The following is a 19,879-nucleotide window of genomic DNA, read 5'->3' as shown; positions in this document are numbered from 1 at the left end:
TGGGTGCCCACTGTAGGCGCCGCCTGTCCGGAGCGTGTTCGTGCCTATCTCCAAGATCCTCGTCGCCAACCGCTCCGAAATCGCCATCCGGGTCTTTCGCGCCGCCAATGAGTTGGGGCTGAAGACGGTCGCCATCTGGGCCGAGGAAGACAAATATTCGCTGCACCGCTTCAAGGCGGACGAGAGCTACCAGGTCGGGCGCGGGCCGCATCTCGACAAGGACATGGGTCCGATCGAGAGCTACCTGTCGATCGAGGAGGTGATCCGCGTCGCGAAGCTGTCCGGCGCCGACGCCATCCATCCGGGCTACGGCCTTTTGTCCGAGAGCCCCGAATTCGCCGAGGCATGCGCTGCCGCCGGCATCACCTTCATCGGCCCGAAGCCGGAGACGATGCGCAGCCTGGGCAACAAGGTCGCGGCGCGAAACCTCGCCATTCGTGTCGGCGTGCCGGTTATCCCCGCGACCGACCCGCTTCCAGACGACATGGATGCGGTGAAAAAACTGGCCGCCGAGGTCGGCTATCCGGTGATGCTGAAGGCCTCGTGGGGCGGCGGCGGGCGCGGCATGAGATCCATCCGCAGCGAGGCCGACCTGGTGCGCGAGGTGACCGAGGGCAAGCGCGAGGCCAAGGCCGCCTTCGGCAAGGACGAGGTCTATCTCGAAAAGCTGATCGAGCGGGCGCGCCACGTCGAGGTGCAGATCCTCGGCGACACCCACGGCAACGCGGTGCATCTCTTCGAGCGCGACTGCTCGATACAGCGCCGCAACCAGAAGGTCGTCGAGCGGGCGCCCGCCCCCTACCTCAGCCAGGAGTTGCGCGACGAGTTGTGCGGCTATGCGCTGAAGCTCGCCAAGGACACAAGTTACATCGGCGCCGGCACGGTCGAGTTCCTGCAGGACGCCGACACCGGCAAGTTCTACTTCATCGAGGTCAATCCGCGCATCCAGGTCGAGCACACCGTGACCGAGCAGGTGACCGGCATCGACATCGTCAAGGCGCAGATCCACATCCTCGACGGCTTCGCCATCGGCACGCCCGAATCCGGCGTGCCCGCCCAGAAGGACATCCGCCTCAACGGCCACGCGCTGCAGTGCCGCATCACGACGGAAGACCCCGAGCAGAATTTCATCCCGGATTACGGCCGCATCACCGCCTATCGCGGCGCGACCGGCTTCGGCATCAGGCTTGACGGCGGCACCGCCTATTCGGGCGCGGTGATCACGCGCTTCTACGATCCGCTGCTCGAAAAGATCACCGCCTGGGCGCCGACGCCGCAGGAGGCGATCGCGCGCATGAACCGCGCGCTGCGCGAGTTCCGCATCCGCGGCGTGGCGACCAACCTCACCTTCCTCGAGGCGATCATCAACCACCCGTCGTTTCGCGACAACAGCTACACGACGCGCTTCATAGACACGACCCCTGAGCTGTTCGCGCAGGTCAAGCGACAGGACCGCGCCACCAAGCTGCTCAACTATCTCGCCGACGTCAGCGTGAACGGCCATCCCGAAACGCGCGGCCGGCCGGCGCCCGCTCCCGACGCGGCCGAGCCGGTCGTTCCCTATCTCAACGGCGCGGTTCCCGCGGGTTCCAAGCAGCGCTTCGATGAGCTCGGCCCCGAAAAATTCGCCGCCTGGATGCGCGCGGAAAAACAGGTGCTCGTCACCGATACGACGATGCGCGACGGCCACCAGTCGCTGCTCGCCACCCGGATGCGCACCTACGACATCGCCAGGATCGCCGGGGTCTATGCACGCGCGCTGCCTCAATTGCTCTCGCTCGAATGCTGGGGCGGCGCGACCTTCGACGTCGCCATGCGCTTCCTGACCGAGGATCCGTGGGAGCGGCTGTCGCTGGTGCGCGAGGCCGCGCCCAACCTCCTGCTGCAGATGCTGCTGAGAGGCGCCAACGGCGTCGGCTACACCAACTATCCCGACAATGTCGTCCAGCACTTCGTGAAGCAGGCGGCAGCGGGCGGCATCGACCTGTTCCGCGTCTTCGACTGCCTGAACTGGGTCGAGAACATGCGGGTCGCCATGGACGCCGTGGTCGCCGAGGGCAAGCTCTGCGAAGCGGCCATGTGCTACACAGGCGACCTGCTCGACCCGGACCGTTCGAAATACGATCTCAAATATTACGTCGGCCTCGCCAAGGACCTGGAGAAGGCCGGCGCGCACATCATCGCCGTCAAGGACATGGCGGGGCTGCTGAAGCCGACGGCCGCGCGCGTCCTGTTCAAGGCGCTGCGCGAGGAAACCGACCTTCCCATCCATTTCCACACGCACGACACCTCCGGCCTGTCTGCGGCGACGGTGCTCGCGGCGGTCGAAAGCGGTGTCGACGCGATCGACGCGGCGATGGACAGTTTTTCCGGCAACACCTCGCAGCCGTGCCTGGGATCCCTCGCCGAAGCGCTGAAGGGAAGCGAACGCGACCCCGGGCTCGATCCGGGTTCGATCCGCAAGATCTCGTTCTACTGGGAGGCGGTGCGCAACCAGTACGCGGCCTTCGAAAGCGACCTCAAGGGGCCGGCCTCGGAAGTCTATCTGCACGAGATGCCGGGCGGTCAGTTCACCAACCTCAAGGAACAGGCGCGCTCGCTCGGGCTTGAGACGCGCTGGCACGAGGTGGCGCAGGCCTATCACGACGTCAACCTGATGTTCGGCGACATCGTCAAGGTCACGCCGTCCTCCAAGGTCGTCGGCGACATGGCGCTGATGATGGTGAGCCAGGATCTGACCGTCGCCGACGTCGAGAACCCGGCCAAGGACATCGCCTTCCCGGACTCGGTCGTGTCGATGCTGCGCGGCGACCTCGGCCAGTCGCCCGGCGGCTGGCCTTCGAGCCTGCAGAAGAAGGCGCTGAAGGGCGAGAAGCCGATCACGGTCAGGCCCGGCTCGCTGCTGAAGCCCGCCGACCTCAAGGCGAACCGCAAGGAGATCGAGGAGAAACTCGGCCGGCCGCTCTCGGAATACGAGTTCGCGTCCTGGCTGATGTATCCGAAGGTGTTCTCCGACTTCGCCGCCGCGGCCGACATCTACGGGCCGGTCAGCGTGCTGCCGACGCCGACCTATTTCTACGGCATGAAGGGCGAGGACGAGATCTTCGTCGACATCGAGAAGGGCAAGACGCTGGTGGTGCGCTGCCTTGCCATCGGCGACACCGACGAGAAGGGCATGGTCACCGTGTTCTTCGAGCTCAACGGCCAGCCGCGCCGCGTCAAGGTGCCGGATCGCGCCCATGGCGCGTCGTCGGGCGCGGTGCGCCGCAAGGCCGAGGCCGGCAACGAACTGCATGTCGGCGCGCCGATGCCGGGAGTCGTCTCGACGCTTGGCGTTGCGGCCGGCCAGGCGGTCAAGGCGGGCGACGTACTTCTCTCCATCGAGGCTATGAAGATGGAGACCGCGCTCCACGCCGAGCGCGACGGCACGGTCGCCGAGGTACTGGTCAAGGCCGGCGATCAGATCGACGCCAAGGACCTGCTGGTGGTGTTCGTGTAAGTCGCGCGGGGCTTCCCTGGCGGGGTATCGCTCCGGCAGCTCAGAACAGAATGTCGGACGCCTTGCGGATGAAGCGCACGCGCTTCGTCGCCTCGAGCGCGCCGAGCGTGTCGGCGTCGCGCAGGGCGGCGAAATTGAGCCCGGTTTCCTCCTCGATGGTCGCGATGGGAACCTGGATGTTCTGCTCCTTCAGCTCTTCCAGCGTATAGGGCCTGAGCCCGCCGAAGACCTGAGCCTCGTAGAGCGCCGAAACGTATTTGAGCTGGCCGTTCATGAACCCGACCGCGGCGATCTCCGTGGGCGACCGCTCGATCACCGCGATTTTCCAGAACGAGATCGGGATCCGGTACGTTGCTTCGGTCTTGCGGACCGTGAACAGCGGGTCGTCGGAGCGGAAGATCGGACCGGTAAAGACTGTTACCCGCTTTTCCTTGATCTGTGTCTGGCTCAGCACATAGTCTTCCAGGTTGCCCCAGTCGTTGGCGTTGTAGCCGTTAACCTGCGGCGCGGTGTTGGTGTAGTGGAACGTGTGGTCGTTGGCGATGATCGCCTCGTCCCTGTCCTCGCCCCAACAGGGATCGAAGCGCCGCACCAGATGGCCGCGATCGAAATCGACCGGCACGGTACCCTTGTCACGCCCGTAGAACTCCTCGTTCGGCTGGAACTCGTCGTCGATGCGGATATCGCGGCGCCATGGACCCCTGTCGCCCGGGTGAAACAGGCTGTCGCCGCGGATGTTGACCGCGGTCAGCAAGGGAAACTTGCGCTCCCGGTCGATGGCCGTCGAGAAATGCAGGTAATGAAGCAAGAGGGACCCGTCCTTGAGCGGAGCCACCTTGTCCTCGCTGCCCGCGAGAATATCCTCGAGCGACAGGGCACGGCCCGCGAGAAAGTCGGCCCGGTAGCCCAGCTTGCCGGCGAGCTTGTCCCAGACGACCTGCTTCAGTGGCTTGCGGTCGGCCTCGAACTCGGCGGCCGAGGTACGGCTGAATTGCGGCCGGATCAACGGCTGCAGGCCGATCGCCTCTTCCAGCCGAGCCAGAGCAGCGGCGGCGTTCGCGTCGGAAAAGCGCGAGCGCTCGAGCTTCCGGTAGATGGCGCTGACGCGCACGCCCTCATTGGCGAGCCACTCGATGTCGCCTTCGCCGACACCGGTGCGCGGATCTTGAGCCTTGAAACCTTTCGGCATCTTCGACCAGTCGGGGATCGCCTTGTGGTGGATGGCGATCACCTGCCAGTTGTCGCTGAAGACCGGAGCGCCGGAGGAGCCTGGCTGCGTGTCCGTCGAATAGTGAATGAACTTTTCGAGGTAGTCGTCGTCGATGCCCGGCTGTTCCCTGCAACGCAGATCGATGACCTGGCTGGCGCGGATGGCGATCTGCTTGGTCTCGCCGCGCGGATGCTGGATGATGGAAACATCTTCGCCATCCATGGCCTTGCCCGACAGCGGAATGAGCGGCAGCCGCCCGTAGCGGTCGAGCGGAACGTCCGCGTCGGAATAGCGGTTGACGGAAACGAGGGTGACGTCCAGTTCCGGATCGGTGAAAAATATCTCGTGCGGTGCGAGGTTGAACTTGACGGGGTGTCTCGCGACGCCGTCCACATCGATCTCGTAGCCGAATTCCGCTTCCGCCTGCGATGCCTCCGCGAGCGTCCCCAGCACATGGTGATTGGTCATCAGGAGCCGCTGCGCCACCAGGAACCCGGTGCCGCGCCAGCTGATCTCGGGCGCCGGCACGCGGATCATGCAGACCGCGTCGGCCGCCCGGCGGCCACGGTCGAGAAAATTGATCGAGACCAGATTGCTCTCGCCGACAAGGCGCTCCCAGCCGCGCGGGTCCTTGGAAAGCGGTTCCATCAGCGACTTGCGCACAACGGGAATCGGCCGCGCGGGCGGCTGTCGGCGTTTGCCCTTCGCCGGCTTTTCCCGGTTCAACGCCCGTTCGAGATTGCGGTCGAAGGAAAGCACGAGGTCGGGATAGAGGGATCGGTCGGTGGACATGGCAACAGCTCCGAGGAACCTTGGTGCATGCGACGCGTGTTCAACTTGCCGTTGAGGTACAGCGTCCCGCAACGGCGCGTCACAGTCAAGCTGGCTCAACACTTGCGGCGTCGAGGCGATTGACGCAAAGCCCTGTGAAGCCTGCCATGCGAGTCGCGAACGGAGCCGCCCAATGGATGCCGACAATCCTCTCGCCGTGGCCCTACGCGGCCGCTGGGCGGTCGCCGCGATCTTCTTCGTCAACGGCTTCGTCACCGGCAGCTGGGCGCCGCAGATCCCGGTCTTCCTGACCAGGCTCGACATCACGGAATCCACACTCGGCCTGTTGATCCTGCTGTTCGGGGCCGGCGCGGTCAGCGCCATGGTCTGGGCCGGCCACCTGATCCCGAAACATGGCTCGAAGAGGGTAACGACGCTCTTCGCCATCTCCTGCTGCTTCGGGCTGCTGCTCGTCGCGCTGGCGCCCACCGTCGCAACCGCGGCGGTCGCTATGTACCTGTTCGGCGGCGCCATCGGCGCTTGCGACGTCTCCATGAACGCCAATGCAGTGACGGCCGAGCGCAAGCTCGGCCGCGCCATCATGTCGTCATCGCACGGCTTCTGGAGTCTCGGCGGCTTCGTCGGCGGCGGCGCGGGCGGCATCGTCATCCAGAACTACGGCCATGTCGCGCACGCGGCCATCGTCTCGATCGTGGCGATCGCGATCGCGGCGGCGGCGCTGCGCCATCTCGTCGCCGACCTACCGGTGGCGCAGGAGCACAGGACGTTCTCGCTGCCGCGAAATCCGACCGTCTACGTGATCGGCATCATGGCTCTTCTATGCATGAATTCCGAGGGTGCCGTGCTCGACTGGGGCGCGCTCTATCTCCGCCAGGAACTCGGCAGCGACATCGCGACGGCGGGCTTCGCCTTCGGCGCCTTCGCCGGCGCGATGGCGCTGATGCGGTTCGTTGGCGACGGCGTCCGCAACCGGTTGGGCGCCGTCGCGACCTTCCGCATGTCGTGCATCGTCTCGGCGGCGGGCATGCTCGTCGCCGGCCTGTCGGCCGCCATCGCGCCCTGGCCGTGGCTGGCGATCGGGGCGTTCGCCGTCTGTGGCCTCGGCATCGCCAACATGGTGCCTATCCTCTTCTCGGCGGCGGGCAACCAGCCGGGCGTGCACGCCGGCGCCGGGGTCAGCGTCGTCACCACGATGGGCTATTCCGGCATATTGGCCGCGCCGTCGGTCATAGGTTTTGTCGGCGAGAAGACCGGCTTTGCGCCGATCTTCATTGCGATAGCCGGACTTCTTGGCCTGATCTTCCTGCTGTCAGGGCTCACGCGCGCCGCCGATTTTACCGCAGGCCCTCGGGACCAGTGACCGGCATCGGTCAGATGCGGCCCAGCAGCACCAGGATCAGCAGGATGACCAGGATGACGCCGGCAATGCCGGACGGCCCGTAACCCCAGGACCTCGAATGCGGCCATGCGGGGATCGCGCCGAGCAGGATCAGGATGAGGACGATGATCAGGATGGTCGTCAAAGTCATTTCAGTCCCTCGCTTGGTGGTGTTGCAATGACACCACAATGCGCGAAGGCTTAGGCTTGTTCCCAAGCCTGAGACGGTAAGGTGGCAACGCCTATACCGGGGCTGCTACTCGGCAGCCTTGGGATAGGCGATCGCGGCCGCACCGGACGGCTTGCCTTCGGCGACAGCGCCAGCCGGCTTGCCGTCGCGGCGGAACAGGCGCCGGAAAAATGCGTAGAAGCGGCTGTTCTTGCTGCGCGTGAAGATCATCAGCATCGATGGCGTGACGACCAGCGTCAGCACGGTGGCAAACGCCAGGCCGAACACGATCGCCGAGGAAAGCGCGATCCACCATTGCGTCGATGGCGCATTGATCGTCATCTCGTGGTGGAAGATCTCGAGACCGAGGCCGAAGGCGATCGGCAGCACGCCGAGGATGGCCGATAGCGCAGTAAGGACGACGGGGCGGGCACGCTCGCGGCAGGTCTGCAGCACCGCCTCCTCCTTGTCCCAGCCCTCTTCGCGCAGGCGGTCGTAGGTGTCGATCAGAACGATGTTGTTGTTCACCACCACGCCGGCTAGCGCGATGAAGCCGATGCCGGACATGACGATGACGAAGGTCTGCCCGGTCAGCAGTATGCCGAGTAGTGCGCCGACCACCGCCATGACCACGCAGGTCAGTACGAGCAGCACACTGGTGAACTTGTTGAACTGCGCCAGGAGCACGACGAAGATCAGGAAGATCGCCGCGCCGAATGCGTTTATCAGGAAGGCGCCGGCCTCGGCGCTGTCCTCGTTGGAGCCGGCCAGCTTCCAGTCGACGCCGGGCTTCGCCATGTCGCCGACGACCTTGCTCACCGCGGCCTGAACCTCCGCGACCTGGAAACCGGACGCAACGTTGGCCTGGATGGTGATGGTGCGCTTGGCGTCGATGCGGTTGAGCACGCCCGTGGTCTTTTCCGGCTTGCGCGAGACGAAGTTCGAGATCGGCACCGAGCCCTGAGCGGTCTCGATGCGCAGATCGTCGAGCGCCGAGAGCGTGCGGCGGTCCTCGGGCAGGCGCAAACGGATATCGACCGCGTCGTCCGTACCGGCCGGGCGGTAGTCGGTGAGCTTCAGGCCGGTGGTGACAAGCTGCACGACGGTGCCGACCGAGGTCGGCGAGACGCCATATTGCGCCGCTTTGGAACGGTCGACCTCAAGCGCCCAGTCAACGCCGGGCGGCGGCAGTCCGTCGGACAGGTCGATGACCCCGGGGACCTTGGCGACCGCAGCGGCGACTTCCCTGGCATAATCGTTCAGCCCGGTCGGATCGGTCGCCGACAGCTGCACCTGGATCGCCTTGCCGGTCGGCGGGCCGGCGTCGGGGACGCGCACCTCGACATCGACGCCGGGAATGCCGGCCATCGCCACGCGCAATTCGTCGAGGATGTGGTGCGCCGACTTACGCTCGCGCCAGTCGATGAACTCGTAGTTGATGACGCCGACCACGTCCTCGGGGATGTCTTCTCCGCCGCGCGACTTGCCGACCTTGGTCAGGACCGACTTGATGCCCGGCCAGCCAAGCATTCTCTGCTCAGCGATGCGCGTCGCCGCGTCCATCTCGTCCAGCGAAAGATTGCCGCGAGCATGGACGTAAAGCAGGCCATAGTCCGGCTCGACCGTGGGAAAGAACTCGACGCCGTTACCGAATTTCACATAGGCGAACATACCGCCGCCGAGCAAAAACATCGTCAGCACGACGGCGGTGATCGGATAATGCACGGCCTTCTTGACGACGGCCATGTAGACGCCGTCGCGGTTGTCGTGCTCGTCGTGCAGCGGCGCCTTGCCTATGAGCGCGCCGATCGACGGCGCGAAGATCAGCGCATAGGCCATGGACGCGGCAAGCGTCACGATCAGCGTGATCGGCAGGTATTTCATGAAATCGCCGACGATGCCCGGCCAGAACAGCAACGGGGAGAAGGCGGCGATGCGCGTCAGCGTGGCGGCGATCACCGGGCCGGCCATGCGCTTGGCGGCCAGCTCGAAAGCCTGCTCCTTGGGCATGCCTTCGGACATGCGGCGTTCGGCGAATTCGGTGACAATGATGGCGTCGTCGACCAGCATGCCGACTGCCAGGATCAACGAGAACAGCACGATCATGTTGATCGTGTAGCCCATGAGCGCGAGCAACAGGATGCCCATCAGGAAGGATGACGGGATCGCCAGCCCGATCAGCATCGAGGCGCGGCCCGACAGCGCGTACAGGATGACGATGAACACCAGGACGACGGCGATGATCACATGATTCTGCAGGTCGTTGAGCAGCTGGTTGACGAACACCGACTTGTCCTGGGTGTACGTGACCTTCAGGTCGGGGAGGACCTGCTTGTTCTGTGAAACGAATTGCTCGGCGACCGCCTTGGCGCCCTCGATCGTCTCGACGACATTGGCGCCGATGCGCTTCTTGACGGCGATGGTGATGGCGCTCTCGCCGTCGATGCGGGCTATCGTCTCGGCATCCTTGAAGGTCGAACGCACCGTGGCAAGGTCGCGAACCCGCACCACGGCATTCTCGCCGACGACGATCGGCAGGTTGGCGACATCCTCCGGCGTTTCGATCAACGCAGGCACCTTGACGGCGTACTTGCCCTCCGAGCCCTCGATCGCGCCGGCGGCGACCAGGCTGTTCGAAGCGCCGATGCCCTGAATCAGCTGGTCGAGCTGCAGGCCGTAGGAGGAGAGCTTCACCGGATCGATGATCGCCTCGACCAGTTCGTCGCGCGAGCCCTGGATTTCGCCCTCCAGGACACCCGGCACCTCCTCGATACGGTCGCGCAGGGTCTTGGCGGCCGCGGTCAGCGCGCGTTCGGGGATATCGCCCGAAAGCGTCACGAAGACGACAGGGAATTCGGAAAGATTGACCTCGTTGACCGTCGGCTCCTCGACGCCGTCCGGAAGGTCGCGCTTGGCGTCCTGCACCTTGTTGCGGGTATCGATCAGCGCGTCGCCGAGGTCGACCGACGGATCGAACTCCACGACCACGTTGGCGCCGCCCTGGAAGGCGTTGGACTTCATTTCCTTGAGCCCCTTGAGGCTCTTCAACTGCGACTCGACCGGGCGCAGCAGCAACCGCTCGGCGTCCTCCGGCGAGATGCCCTGATAGACAAGGCTCACATACATGATGGGGATGGCGACGTCGGGTTCCGCTTCCTTGGGCACCGACTGATAGGCGAGCGCCCCCGCGATCACCAGGAACAGCAGGACCGAAAGCGTCAGACGTGCGTTGCGGATCGCTAGCTTGACGATATCCATGGATGTTCCGTCGTTTCCGGCTCAGGTTCCGTCGGTGGCTTCGCCGATCAATTTCTTGATCATGGCGGCGTCGGCCTCGACCGGCTTGACCTCATTGCCCTCGGTCACCAGATCCTGCCCGGCGACGATGACGCGCGCGTCTGCGGGAATTCCGGCCAGCACCAGGCCCTTGGGCGTGTCGTCGACGAGGTCTATCGGGAAGAACACGACCTTGTTGTCCTTGTCGACCGCGCGGATGCCGAGATCTCCATTGGCGCCCAGCGTCACCACCGAACGCGGCAGCATGACCGAGTCGGTCTGCTCGGTAAGCAGCGTGATCTCGGCGGTCATGCCGGCCGGCAGTTCCTTGTTCTCGTTGGGGATCGCGACTTCGATGCGGAAGGTTCGGGTGGCCGAGGAAGCATCCCTGCTGATGTAGCGCAGCGTGCCCCTCACGACCTTTCCGTCGACCAGCCGGATGTCGGCGGTGTCGCCCAGTTCCAGATAGCGCAGGTCGCGTTCGCTCACCTCGCCGAGGGCCAGCAGCGGGTCCAGATTGATCAGCGTCGCCACCTCGGCGCCCGCCAGGATGGTGCTGCCGCGCTGGACGGGAACCCGGTCGATGAGGCCGTTATAGGGCGCGTATATCTCGTACTGGGCAAGCTCGGCCTTGGCATTCTCCAGTTGCGACCTGGCGGTGGCGAGCGCCGCGCGGGCCTGGTCGGCCTGAAGCTTCGGCGCGTTGCCCCCGGCCACCAGCCGTTCAGCGGCGTCGGCCTCGGCCTGCCGCTGCGTCACCACGCTCTCGGCCATCCGGATCGCCGCTTCCTTGTCCTCGGCGTCGAGGCGCATCACCAGATCGCCGCGCTCGACGCGCTGGCCCTGCTTCACCGGCAGGCTCTCGATGACGCCCATGACGCGGGTGGCCAGCGTCACGCGCTTCTCCGCCTCGGTATGGCCCGAAACGTGTATCGCGCGCGCATGCATGATGCGCGGCGGCGTGACAACGGCAACCGTCCTCAGCGCGGCCTCGGGCTGCTCGGCCGGTACGGACGGCGTCTCCGCCGCTTCGTTCTGGGCGCTCCCCACGGATGAGAATTCGCCGGTCGCGACCCAGGCGCCGACGCCGACGAGCACCGCCAGCGCGGCCAGCTTGTGAAACCTGTACTTAGCCATTGCCAACTTAATCCGCTTGCGCAGGTCTCGCCCAAGGCAAGGTCGAGCCCGGACGATGATGTTCGATATGGGTCCGCGCCGCACCGAGTTCAAACGATTCGATTCCGCTCCGCCGGGTACATGCAGAGAGGGCGGCGACTCTTACATCAAGTTTGCACCGCAATATAGTCAGAAAAGCTGATGGGACGATCACCTCCTGACACGCCTCCTGCCGCAGGTGCGGCAGCTTGCGTATCCCGGTGGATCGCCACACTACCTCTACCTTACGTTGCAGGAGCTTTCAATTCCCGCAAAGGCGGGAAGACCCGTTCAGATGTGGATCGACTTGAAGAAAGTGGCGAGCGCCGCTTCCTTGACCGATTCTGACATGGTCGGATGGGCGTGGCAGGTGCGCGCAAGATCCTCCGACGAGCCGCCGAACTCCATCAGCACGGCGGCTTCATGGATCATCTCGCCGGCGCCGAAACCGACGATATGGGCGCCGAGCACCCGGTCGGTCGCCTTGTCGGCGAGGATCTTCACGAAGCCCTCGGTGTGCAGCATGGCGCGCGCACGGCCATTGGCGGAAAAGGGGAATTTCCCGGCCTTGTATTCGATCCCGGCCTTCTTCAGTTCCTCCTCGGTCTTGCCGACCGAGGCGATCTCCGGGCTGGTGTAGACGACGCTCGGGATGACATCGTAGTTCACGTGGCCGGCCTGGCCGGCGATGATCTCGGCCACCGCGACGCCCTCGTCCTCCGCCTTGTGGGCGAGCATCGGCCCGGCGATCACGTCGCCGATCGCATAGATGCCCGGCACGTTCGTCTGGAAATGGCCGTCGGTTTTCACACGCCCGCGCTCGTCAAGCCCGACGCCGGCCTCGGCAAGACCGAGCCCCTCGGTATAAGGCTTGCGGCCGGTCGCGATCAGCACGGCGTCCGCCTCGACCGTCTCCGCCGCACCGCCCTTTACCGGCTCGAAGGTGACGGACGCGCCCTTCTTCGCCTTCTTCACGCCGGTGACCTTGCAGCCGAGCCTGAAGTCGAAACCCTGCTTGGCGAGCATGCGCTGGAACTGTTTGGCGACCTCGCCGTCCATGCCGCCGAGGATGGTGTCGAGGAACTCGACCACGGTGACCTTGGCGCCAAGCCGCGCCCAGACCGAGCCGAGCTCCAGGCCGATGACGCCGCCGCCGACCACCACGAGGCTCGCCGGCACCTTGTCGAAGGAGAGCGCGCCGGTCGACGACACGACCACCTTCTCGTCGAACACAACATCGACGCCCGGAATGCCGGCAACATCCGAGCCGGTGGCGATGACGATATTCTTCGTCTCGATTTCTTCCGTCTTGCCGTCCTCGCCCGTCACCAAGATCTTTCCGGCTGCAATGATCCTGCCGGCGCCGCGATGGACGTCGATCTTGTTCTTCTTCATCAGGAAATCGAGGCCCTTGACGTTCTGCTCGACCGTCACGTCCTTGTGCGCCAGCATCTGCTTCAGGTTGAGCTTCGGCTTGCCGACCTCGACCCCGAGCGCCGGGAAGGAATGCTGCGCTTCGGCAAACATCTCGGATGCGTAAAGCAGCGCCTTGGACGGGATGCAGCCGATGTTGACGCAGGTGCCGCCGAGCGTCGCGTTCTTCTCCACGACCGCCGTCTTCAGGCCGAGCTGCGCGGCCTTGATGGCGCAGACATATCCGCCCGGACCGGTTCCGATGACGACGACATCATAAGCCATGCTGTTGTTCCTCGTATCCGGCCTAGCGGCCGCCGCTTACATTCAGGATTGCGCCTGTCGTATAGGATGAATCCTCCGACAGAAGAAAGACAATCGAGCGCGCAACTTCTTCGGCAGTCGCAGGCCTTTTCATCGGCAAAATGTCCAGAACCGATCTCAACCGATCGGAGTCGCCCGAGCTTGCGTGGATGTCGGTATCGACGAAGCCGGGCCGAACCGCATTGACGCGGATGCCTTCGGCGACCACTTCGCGCGCCAAGCCTATGGTGAACGTATCGATCGCGCCCTTGGACGCCGCGTAGTCGACATACTGGTTGGCCGCGCCGAGCACCGCAACCATCGACGACACATTGACGATCGCGCCGCCCTTGCCACCGTGTCTCGTCGACATGCGCTTCACCGCCTCGCGGGCGCAAAGCATCGGGCCGGTCACATTGACGCGCATCATCCGATCGATGCGGGCGGCGCTCATCTCTTCGACGCGCGAAAGCACGTCGATGACGCCGGCATTGTTGACCAGCGCATCGAGCCGCCCGAAGGCGCGGTCGACCGTTTCGAACATGGTCAGGATGTCCGACTCGCTGGCCATGTCGGCCTTCACCGCGATGGCCTCTCCTCCCGCCTGCCGGATCGATTCGACGAGCGTTCCGGCCGCGGCGTGGTTGGATACGTAGTTGACCGCCACGCGGTAGCCCGCGGCGGCGCCTAGCCGGCACGTCGCCGCGCCGATGCCACGGCCGCCGCCGGTGACGAGCAGAATTTTTCGTGCCCCGCTCATCTCGACCGGTGCCCCGTCAGGTCATCAACCCGATCAGCATCAGCACAAGGCCGACGATCGACGCCAGCCAGACCAGCGTGCGCACCACGGGAATACCTGCCGCGTAAATCAACACATAGACCACGCGGGCAGCCAGCCACAGCCACGCACCGGTGGCGGCCAGGCCTCCTGTCTTGCCGGTGACGACAAGCGCGACGACGATCGCGATGAAGGCCGGGTAGGTTTCGAGCAGGTTCTTCAGCGCCCGGTAGAGCCGGCGGGCGACGACGCTTTTGGACTCGCGCGGCTCGTCGCGCGGGCTGAAAAGATAGGTCGGCCCGAGGTCCGAGGCGGCGGTAGCCTGGGCGACCACCTGCACGAGCAGCAGCACGGCGCTCCAGCCGAGAATCCAGATTTCAGTCGATGCGGCAGCGGCTTCCATGTCATCACCTTCCTCACGCGAAGCGGCGCTTCGCTTTAGAGACAGTTGCAGGCGAATGTCGTTTCAAAGCTGCCTATCTCGAAAGGCCGCGAACGCAGTGAAGCAATTCTACTCAGAGATCGAGCACCAGACGTTCCGGATCCTCCAGGCTCTCCTTGACGCGGACCAGGAAGGTCACCGCTTCCTTGCCGTCGACGATGCGGTGGTCGTAAGAGAGCGCCAGATACATCATCGGGCGGATGACGATCTGGCCGCCGACCACGACCGGCCGGTCCTGGATCTTGTGCATGCCGAGAATGCCGGACTGCGGCGCATTGAGGATCGGCGTCGACATCAGGGAGCCGTAGACGCCGCCGTTCGAAATCGTGAACGTGCCGCCCTGCATATCGGCGACCGACAGCTTGCCGTCGCGCGCCGCGAGCCCGAGCCTGCCGATCTCCTTCTCGATCCCGGCGATGGACATCTGGTCGGCGTCGCGCACGACAGGCACGACCAGGCCCTTGTCGGTGCCGACGGCGACGCCGATATGGGCATAGTTCTTGTAGACGATGTCGGTGCCGTCGATCTCGGCATTGACCGAAGGGATTTCCTTCAGCGCATGCGTCACCGCCTTGGTGAAGAAGCCCATGAAGCCGAGCTTCACGCCGTGCTTCTTCTCGAAGACATCCTTGTATTTGGTCCGCATCGCCATGACAGCCGACATGTCGACCTCGTTGAAGGTCGTCAGCATCGCCGCGGTGGACTGCGCTTCCTTGAGCCGGCGCGCGATGGTCTGGCGCAGCCGCGTCATCTTCACGCGCTCCTCGCGCGAAGCGTCGTCGCTCGAAGATAGCGCAGGCGCCGCCTTGGCGACCTCCGCCACGCGCGGCGTCTCGACCGGCTGGGACGGGGCGCCCTTGGCGACGGCGTCGAGCACGTCGCCCTTCAGAACCTGCCCGCGCCTGCCCGATCCCGTCACCTGATCGACCGACAGGTTGGCTTCCGCGAGCAGCTTGGCGGCGGCGGGCGCCGGCGGCGCCTTGCGTTCTTCCACCGCGCCGGCGTCGCCGGCAACGGCCGCCGTCTTCTTGGCCGCCTCCTTCATGGTGTCGGCGCCAGACGCCCCCGCGGCCTGCGCAACGGTCGCCGGCTTGGCCTCGGTTTTTACGTCGGCCTTGGCAGCCGGTTTTGCCGATGCGGCCGCGCCCGCGGAAATCTGGCCGAGCAGCGCGCCGAGCCCGACCGTGTCGCCCTCCGCGACGGTTATCTCGCTCAGCGTGCCGGCCGAAGGCGCCGGCACCTCGACGGTCACCTTGTCGGTTTCCAGCTCCACGATGGGCTCGTCGGCGGCAATGGCGTCGCCCACCTTCTTGAACCACTTGCCGACGGTGGCCTCGGTGACGGATTCGCCGAGGGTGGGAACGCGGATTTCGGTAGCCATCGTTTCTGGTCCTGCCTGTCCGTTCTGCCTTGGTTTCTAGCTATTCGCCGAGCGCGTCTTCGAGGAAAGCGGCGATCTGCGCCAAATGCTTCGACATCAGGCCGGTGGCGGGCGAGGCCGCCGCCGGGCGGCCGGTATAGCGCACGCGCTGGTGCTTGGCGTCGATATGGGCGAGCACCCATTCGAGATAGGGGTCGATGAAGGACCAGGCTCCCATGTTCTTGGGCTCCTCCTGGCACCACGCCATCTCGGCGTTGCGGAAGCGGCTGAGCTCGGTGATCAGCGCCTTGGCCGGGAACGGATAGAGCTGCTCGACGCGCAGCAGGTAGACGTCGTTGATGCCGCGCTTCTCGCGTTCCTCGTAGAGGTCGTAATAGACCTTGCCCGAGCACAGCACGACGCGGCGGATCTTGGAGTCCTTGACCAGCTTGACCTGCTGGTTGCCGAGCAGTTGCGCGTCGTCCCAGAGCAGGCGGTGGAAGGCCGATTCGCCAGACATCTCGGCCAGCGTCGACACGGCGCGCTTGTGGCGCAGCAGCGACTTCGGCGTCATCAGGATCAGCGGCTTGCGGAAGTCACGCTTCATCTGCCGGCGCAGGATGTGGAAGTAGTTCGCCGGCGTCGTGCAGTTCGCGACCTGCATATTGTCTTCCGCGCAGAGCTGCAGGAAGCGCTCCAGCCTAGCCGAGGAATGCTCGGGACCCTGCCCCTCATAGCCGTGCGGCAAGAGGCAGACGAGGCCAGACATCCTCAGCCACTTGCGCTCGCCGCTGGAGATGAACTGATCGAACACCACCTGCGCGCCGTTGGCGAAATCGCCGAACTGCGCCTCCCACAGCGTCAGCGCGTTGGGCTGCGCCAGCGAGTAGCCATATTCGAAGCCGAGCACGGCCTCTTCCGACAGCATCGAGTTGATCACCTCGAAGCCGGCCTGCGCCGCCGAGAGGTTGTTTAGCGGGATGTAGCGCGTCTCGTCGCGCTGGTCGTAGAGCACGGAATGGCGCTGCGAGAAGGTGCCGCGCTCCGAATCCTGCCCGGACAGCCTGACCGGGTTGCCGTCGAGCAGGATAGAGGCGAGAGCGAGCGCTTCGGCGGTAGACCAGTCGATGCCCTCGCCGGTGTCGATCATGCCGCGCCGCGTCTCGAGGAAGCGGCCGATCGTCCTGTGGACCTCGAAATCCTTTGGCACGTCGGTGAGCTTCTTGCCGATCTCCTTCAGCGTCTTGACCGGCACGGCGGTCTTGCCGCGCCTGAGCTCGTCCTCGTTGTCGGCGGCCCTCAGGCCCGACCAGGCGCCGTCCAGCCAGTCGGCCTTGTTGGGCTTGTAGGCCTGTCCCACTTCCCATTCCGATTCCAGATGCGCGCGCCAGTCGGCCCGCATCCTGTCTATCTCTTCCTGGGTGATATGGCCCTCCGCGACCAGCCGCTCGCCGTAGATCGCGCCGGTCGTCTTCTGGGTGCGGATCTTGCGGTACATGATCGGCTGCGTGAAGGCCGGCTCGTCGCCCTCATTGTGCCCGAAGCGGCGGTAGCAGAACATGTCGACCACCACGGGCTTGTGGAACTTCATGCGGAACTCGGTCGCCACCTTGGCTGCGTAGACCACGGCTTCCGGATCGTCGCCGTTCACGTGGAAGATCGGCGCCTCGATCATCTTGGCGACGTCGGACGGATAGGGCGACGACCGCGAGAAGCGCGGATTGGTGGTGAAGCCGATCTGGTTGTTGATGATGAAGTGCAGCGTGCCGGCGACCCGGTGTCCGCGCAGGCCCGACAGGCCGAGGCACTCGGCCACCACGCCCTGGCCGGCGAAGGCGGCGTCGCCGTGCAGCAGCAGCGGCAGCACCTTGGCGCGCTCCTCGAGCGGCACGATCTCCTCACGCGTGCGGCCGAATATCTGGTCCTGCTTGGCGCGCGCCTTGCCCATCACCACCGGATTGACGATCTCCAGGTGCGACGGATTGGCGGTAAGCGAGAGATGCACCTTGTTGCCGTCGAACTCGCGGTCGGAGGAAGCGCCGAGGTGATACTTGACGTCGCCCGAGCCCTCGACGTCGTCAGGCGCGTAGGAGCCGCCCTTGAATTCGTGGAAGATGGCGCGGTGCGGCTTTCCCATCACCTGGGAGAGCACGTTCAGGCGGCCGCGATGGGCCATGCCGAGCACGATCTCCCGCATGCCGAGCGCGCCGCCGCGCTTGATGATCTGCTCGAGCGCCGGGATCAGCGACTCGCCGCCGTCAAGCCCGAAACGTTTGGTGCCCTTGTACTTGACGTCGATGAACTGCTCGAAGCCCTCCGATTCGATAAGCTTCTGCAGGATCGCGATCTTGCCGCGCTTGGAGAACTCGATGCCCTTGTCAGGCCCCTCTATGCGCTCCTGGATCCAGCCCTTCTCCTCGGGGTCGGAGATGTGCATGAATTCGACGCCGAGCGTGGAGCAGTATGTCCGCTTCAGGATGTCCATCATCTGGCGGATGGTGGCGTATTCCAGCCCCAGCACATGGTCGATGAAGATCGGCCGGTCGAGGTCGGCTTCCGTGAAGCCATAGTTCTCCGGCGACAGTTCGTTGTAGTCCTCGAGCGGCTTGGCGATGCCCAGCGGGTCGAGGTTGGCGTGCAGATGGCCGCGCATGCGGAAGGCGCGGATCATCATGATGGCGCGCACCGAATCGCGCGTCGCCTGCAGCAGGTCGGCGTCGGAGAGCGCCACGCCGCCGGACGCGGACTTGTCCTTGACCTTCTTCTCGATGTGCTTCTCGACCAGGCCCCAGTCGCCGTCGAGGGCCGAAACCAGCTCGCCATTCGCCTGCATCGGCCATGAGGGCTTCGACCAGGACGCGCCCTTGGCGTTCTTCCTGACGTCGATCGCGTCGTCCTTCAGAGCGGCGAAGAAATCCTGCCACTGCGGATCGACCGACTGCGGATCGTCTTCCCAGGCAGCCTGCAGCTGCTCGAGATAGTCGGCATTGCCGCCATAGAGAAAGGAGGTGAGAGAGAACTCGTCGTTGGCCTGATCTTGCCGTGCCATTTTTGCCTGTCGGAGCGCCGCTCCGTCTCCTTTGAGGGGAGTGAATAGAGAGTAGGGAATAGTGATCGGTTACAGTTCTGCACCGCCTTGCCGCGGCGTTCCTTACCTTCGCTTTTCCCTGCTCACTATTCCCTACTCCCTGATTTCTTATCCCTTGATCGCCTCGACCAGGGTCTTTCCCAGCCGCGCCGGCGAAGGCGAGACCTTGATGCCCGCCGCCTCCATCGCCGCGATCTTGTCTTCCGCGCCGCCCTTGCCGCCGGAGATCACCGCGCCCGCGTGACCCATGGTCCTGCCGGGAGGCGCCGTGCGTCCGGCGATGAAGCCGGCCATCGGCTTCTTCCTGCCGCGCTTTGCCTCGTCGATCAGGAACTGCGCCGCGTCTTCCTCGGCCGAGCCGCCGATCTCGCCGATCATGATGATCGACTTGGTCTCGTCGTCGGCGAGGAACATCTCCAATATGTCGATGAACTCCGTGCCCTTGACCGGATCGCCGCCGATGCCGACGGCGGTGGACTGGCCGAGCCCTTCATTCGTGGTCTGGAACACTGCCTCATAGGTAAGCGTTCCCGAGCGCGAAACAACGCCCACCGAACCCTTGCGGAAGATGTTGCCGGGCATGATGCCGATCTTGCACTCGTCGGGCGTCACCACGCCGGGGCAGTTCGGACCAATGAGGCGCGATGCCGAGCGGTCGAGCCTGGCCTTCACCTTGATCATGTCGATCACCGGGATGCCCTCGGTGATGCAGACTATGAGCGGGATTTCCGCCTCGATCGCCTCGATGATGGCCGCGGCGGCGCCGGCCGGCGGCACATAGACGACCGAGGCATTTGCCCCGGTCTTGGCCTTGCCCTCGGCGACGGTGGCGAAGATCGGCAGCGAGACGCTGCCGTCCCAGAACGTGCCGCCCTTTTTCGGGTGAATGCCGCCGACCATCTTGGTGCCGTGATAGGCCAGCGCCTGCTCGGTATGGAACGAGCCGGTGTTGCCGGTCAGGCCCTGTACGAGAACCTTGGTATTCTTGTCGACGAGAATGGACATGAAGCGATGTG

The 19,879-nt window shown here is 64.9% G+C and carries 12 protein-coding genes; 2 read left to right on the top strand and 10 right to left on the bottom strand.

Features of this window, described 5'->3' with window-relative positions; all coding sequences use genetic code 11:
• Positions 1-40 precede the first annotated feature (40 nt).
• The gene (pyc, locus tag ABLE71_RS08950; RefSeq protein WP_348782988.1) at positions 41-3,499 is read left to right on the top strand and encodes a pyruvate carboxylase; all 3,459 of its coding nucleotides are present in this window, start codon (positions 41-43) and stop codon (positions 3,497-3,499) included.
• A 40-nt stretch (positions 3,500-3,539) separates the two neighbouring features.
• On the opposite strand, the gene ABLE71_RS08945 is transcribed toward pyc, so the two are convergent.
• Positions 3,540-5,501, bottom strand: coding sequence for a DNA/RNA non-specific endonuclease (locus ABLE71_RS08945; protein WP_348782987.1), 1,962 nt, complete (start codon positions 5,499-5,501; stop codon positions 3,540-3,542).
• A 172-nt stretch (positions 5,502-5,673) separates the two neighbouring features.
• Here ABLE71_RS08945 and ABLE71_RS08940 point away from each other — a divergent pair, with 172 nt between their 5' ends.
• A complete protein-coding gene (locus tag ABLE71_RS08940; protein ID WP_348782986.1) occupies positions 5,674-6,861 on the top strand; it encodes an MFS transporter in 1,188 nt (395 codons plus the stop codon).
• A gap of 10 nt (positions 6,862-6,871) precedes the next feature.
• On the opposite strand, the gene ABLE71_RS08935 is transcribed toward ABLE71_RS08940, so the two are convergent.
• From ABLE71_RS08935 to sucD, 9 genes are all read right to left on the bottom strand, one after another.
• The gene (locus ABLE71_RS08935) at positions 6,872-7,030 is read right to left on the bottom strand and encodes a DUF3309 family protein (RefSeq protein ID WP_348782985.1); all 159 of its coding nucleotides are present in this window, start codon (positions 7,028-7,030) and stop codon (positions 6,872-6,874) included.
• A gap of 105 nt (positions 7,031-7,135) precedes the next feature.
• Positions 7,136-10,306 carry an efflux RND transporter permease subunit gene (locus ABLE71_RS08930; RefSeq protein ID WP_348782984.1) on the bottom strand — a complete coding sequence of 1,057 codons (3,171 nt, stop codon included), beginning with the start codon at positions 10,304-10,306 and terminating at the stop codon, positions 7,136-7,138.
• A 21-nt stretch (positions 10,307-10,327) separates the two neighbouring features.
• A complete protein-coding gene (locus ABLE71_RS08925) occupies positions 10,328-11,461 on the bottom strand; it encodes an efflux RND transporter periplasmic adaptor subunit (RefSeq protein WP_348782983.1) in 1,134 nt (377 codons plus the stop codon).
• Between the two features lie 309 nt (positions 11,462-11,770).
• On the bottom strand, positions 11,771-13,177 hold the full coding sequence (gene lpdA, locus ABLE71_RS08920) for a dihydrolipoyl dehydrogenase (protein WP_348782982.1): 1,407 nt from the start codon (positions 13,175-13,177) through the stop codon (positions 11,771-11,773).
• 22 nt (positions 13,178-13,199) lie between these two features.
• Complete coding sequence (locus ABLE71_RS08915) at positions 13,200-13,955, bottom strand: SDR family oxidoreductase (protein ID WP_348782981.1); 756 nt, start codon at positions 13,953-13,955, stop codon at positions 13,200-13,202.
• Positions 13,956-13,971: 16 nt separating this feature from the next.
• Complete coding sequence (locus tag ABLE71_RS08910) at positions 13,972-14,376, bottom strand: MAPEG family protein (protein ID WP_348782980.1); 405 nt, start codon at positions 14,374-14,376, stop codon at positions 13,972-13,974.
• A 112-nt stretch (positions 14,377-14,488) separates the two neighbouring features.
• Positions 14,489-15,796 carry a 2-oxoglutarate dehydrogenase complex dihydrolipoyllysine-residue succinyltransferase gene (odhB, locus tag ABLE71_RS08905; RefSeq protein WP_348782979.1) on the bottom strand — a complete coding sequence of 436 codons (1,308 nt, stop codon included), beginning with the start codon at positions 15,794-15,796 and terminating at the stop codon, positions 14,489-14,491.
• 40 nt (positions 15,797-15,836) lie between these two features.
• The gene (locus tag ABLE71_RS08900) at positions 15,837-18,824 is read right to left on the bottom strand and encodes a 2-oxoglutarate dehydrogenase E1 component (RefSeq protein ID WP_348782978.1); all 2,988 of its coding nucleotides are present in this window, start codon (positions 18,822-18,824) and stop codon (positions 15,837-15,839) included.
• A gap of 147 nt (positions 18,825-18,971) precedes the next feature.
• Positions 18,972-19,868: a succinate--CoA ligase subunit alpha gene (sucD, locus tag ABLE71_RS08895; protein ID WP_348782977.1), complete on the bottom strand. Its 897-nt coding sequence runs from the start codon at positions 19,866-19,868 to the stop codon at positions 18,972-18,974.
• Between the last annotated feature and the right edge of the window lie 11 nt (positions 19,869-19,879).

It is taken from the genome of Mesorhizobium sp. KR9-304, from assembly GCF_040049215.1.
Lineage (GTDB): Bacteria > Pseudomonadota > Alphaproteobacteria > Rhizobiales > Rhizobiaceae > Mesorhizobium_K.
The sequence above is the reverse complement of the archived record's forward strand: the minus strand, read 5'-3'. Positions and strand labels throughout refer to the sequence as shown.

Bases quoted from the DNA above. Each gene is read 5' to 3' on its own strand.
- ABLE71_RS08945 (WP_348782987.1), bottom strand. From the start codon at position 5,501: ATGTCCACCGACCGATCCCTCTATCCCGACCTCGTGCTTTCCTTCGAC.
- ABLE71_RS08940 (WP_348782986.1), top strand. From the start codon at position 5,674: ATGGATGCCGACAATCCTCTCGCCGTGGCCCTACGCGGCCGCTGGGCG.
- ABLE71_RS08935 (WP_348782985.1), bottom strand. From the start codon at position 7,030: ATGACTTTGACGACCATCCTGATCATCGTCCTCATCCTGATCCTGCTC.
- ABLE71_RS08930 (WP_348782984.1), bottom strand. From the start codon at position 10,306: ATGGATATCGTCAAGCTAGCGATCCGCAACGCACGTCTGACGCTTTCG.
- ABLE71_RS08925 (WP_348782983.1), bottom strand. From the start codon at position 11,461: ATGGCTAAGTACAGGTTTCACAAGCTGGCCGCGCTGGCGGTGCTCGTC.
- lpdA (WP_348782982.1), bottom strand. From the start codon at position 13,177: ATGGCTTATGATGTCGTCGTCATCGGAACCGGTCCGGGCGGATATGTC.
- ABLE71_RS08915 (WP_348782981.1), bottom strand. From the start codon at position 13,955: ATGAGCGGGGCACGAAAAATTCTGCTCGTCACCGGCGGCGGCCGTGGC.
- ABLE71_RS08910 (WP_348782980.1), bottom strand. From the start codon at position 14,376: ATGGAAGCCGCTGCCGCATCGACTGAAATCTGGATTCTCGGCTGGAGC.
- odhB (WP_348782979.1), bottom strand. From the start codon at position 15,796: ATGGCTACCGAAATCCGCGTTCCCACCCTCGGCGAATCCGTCACCGAG.
- ABLE71_RS08900 (WP_348782978.1), bottom strand. From the start codon at position 18,824: ATGGCACGGCAAGATCAGGCCAACGACGAGTTCTCTCTCACCTCCTTT.
- sucD (WP_348782977.1), bottom strand. From the start codon at position 19,868: ATGTCCATTCTCGTCGACAAGAATACCAAGGTTCTCGTACAGGGCCTG.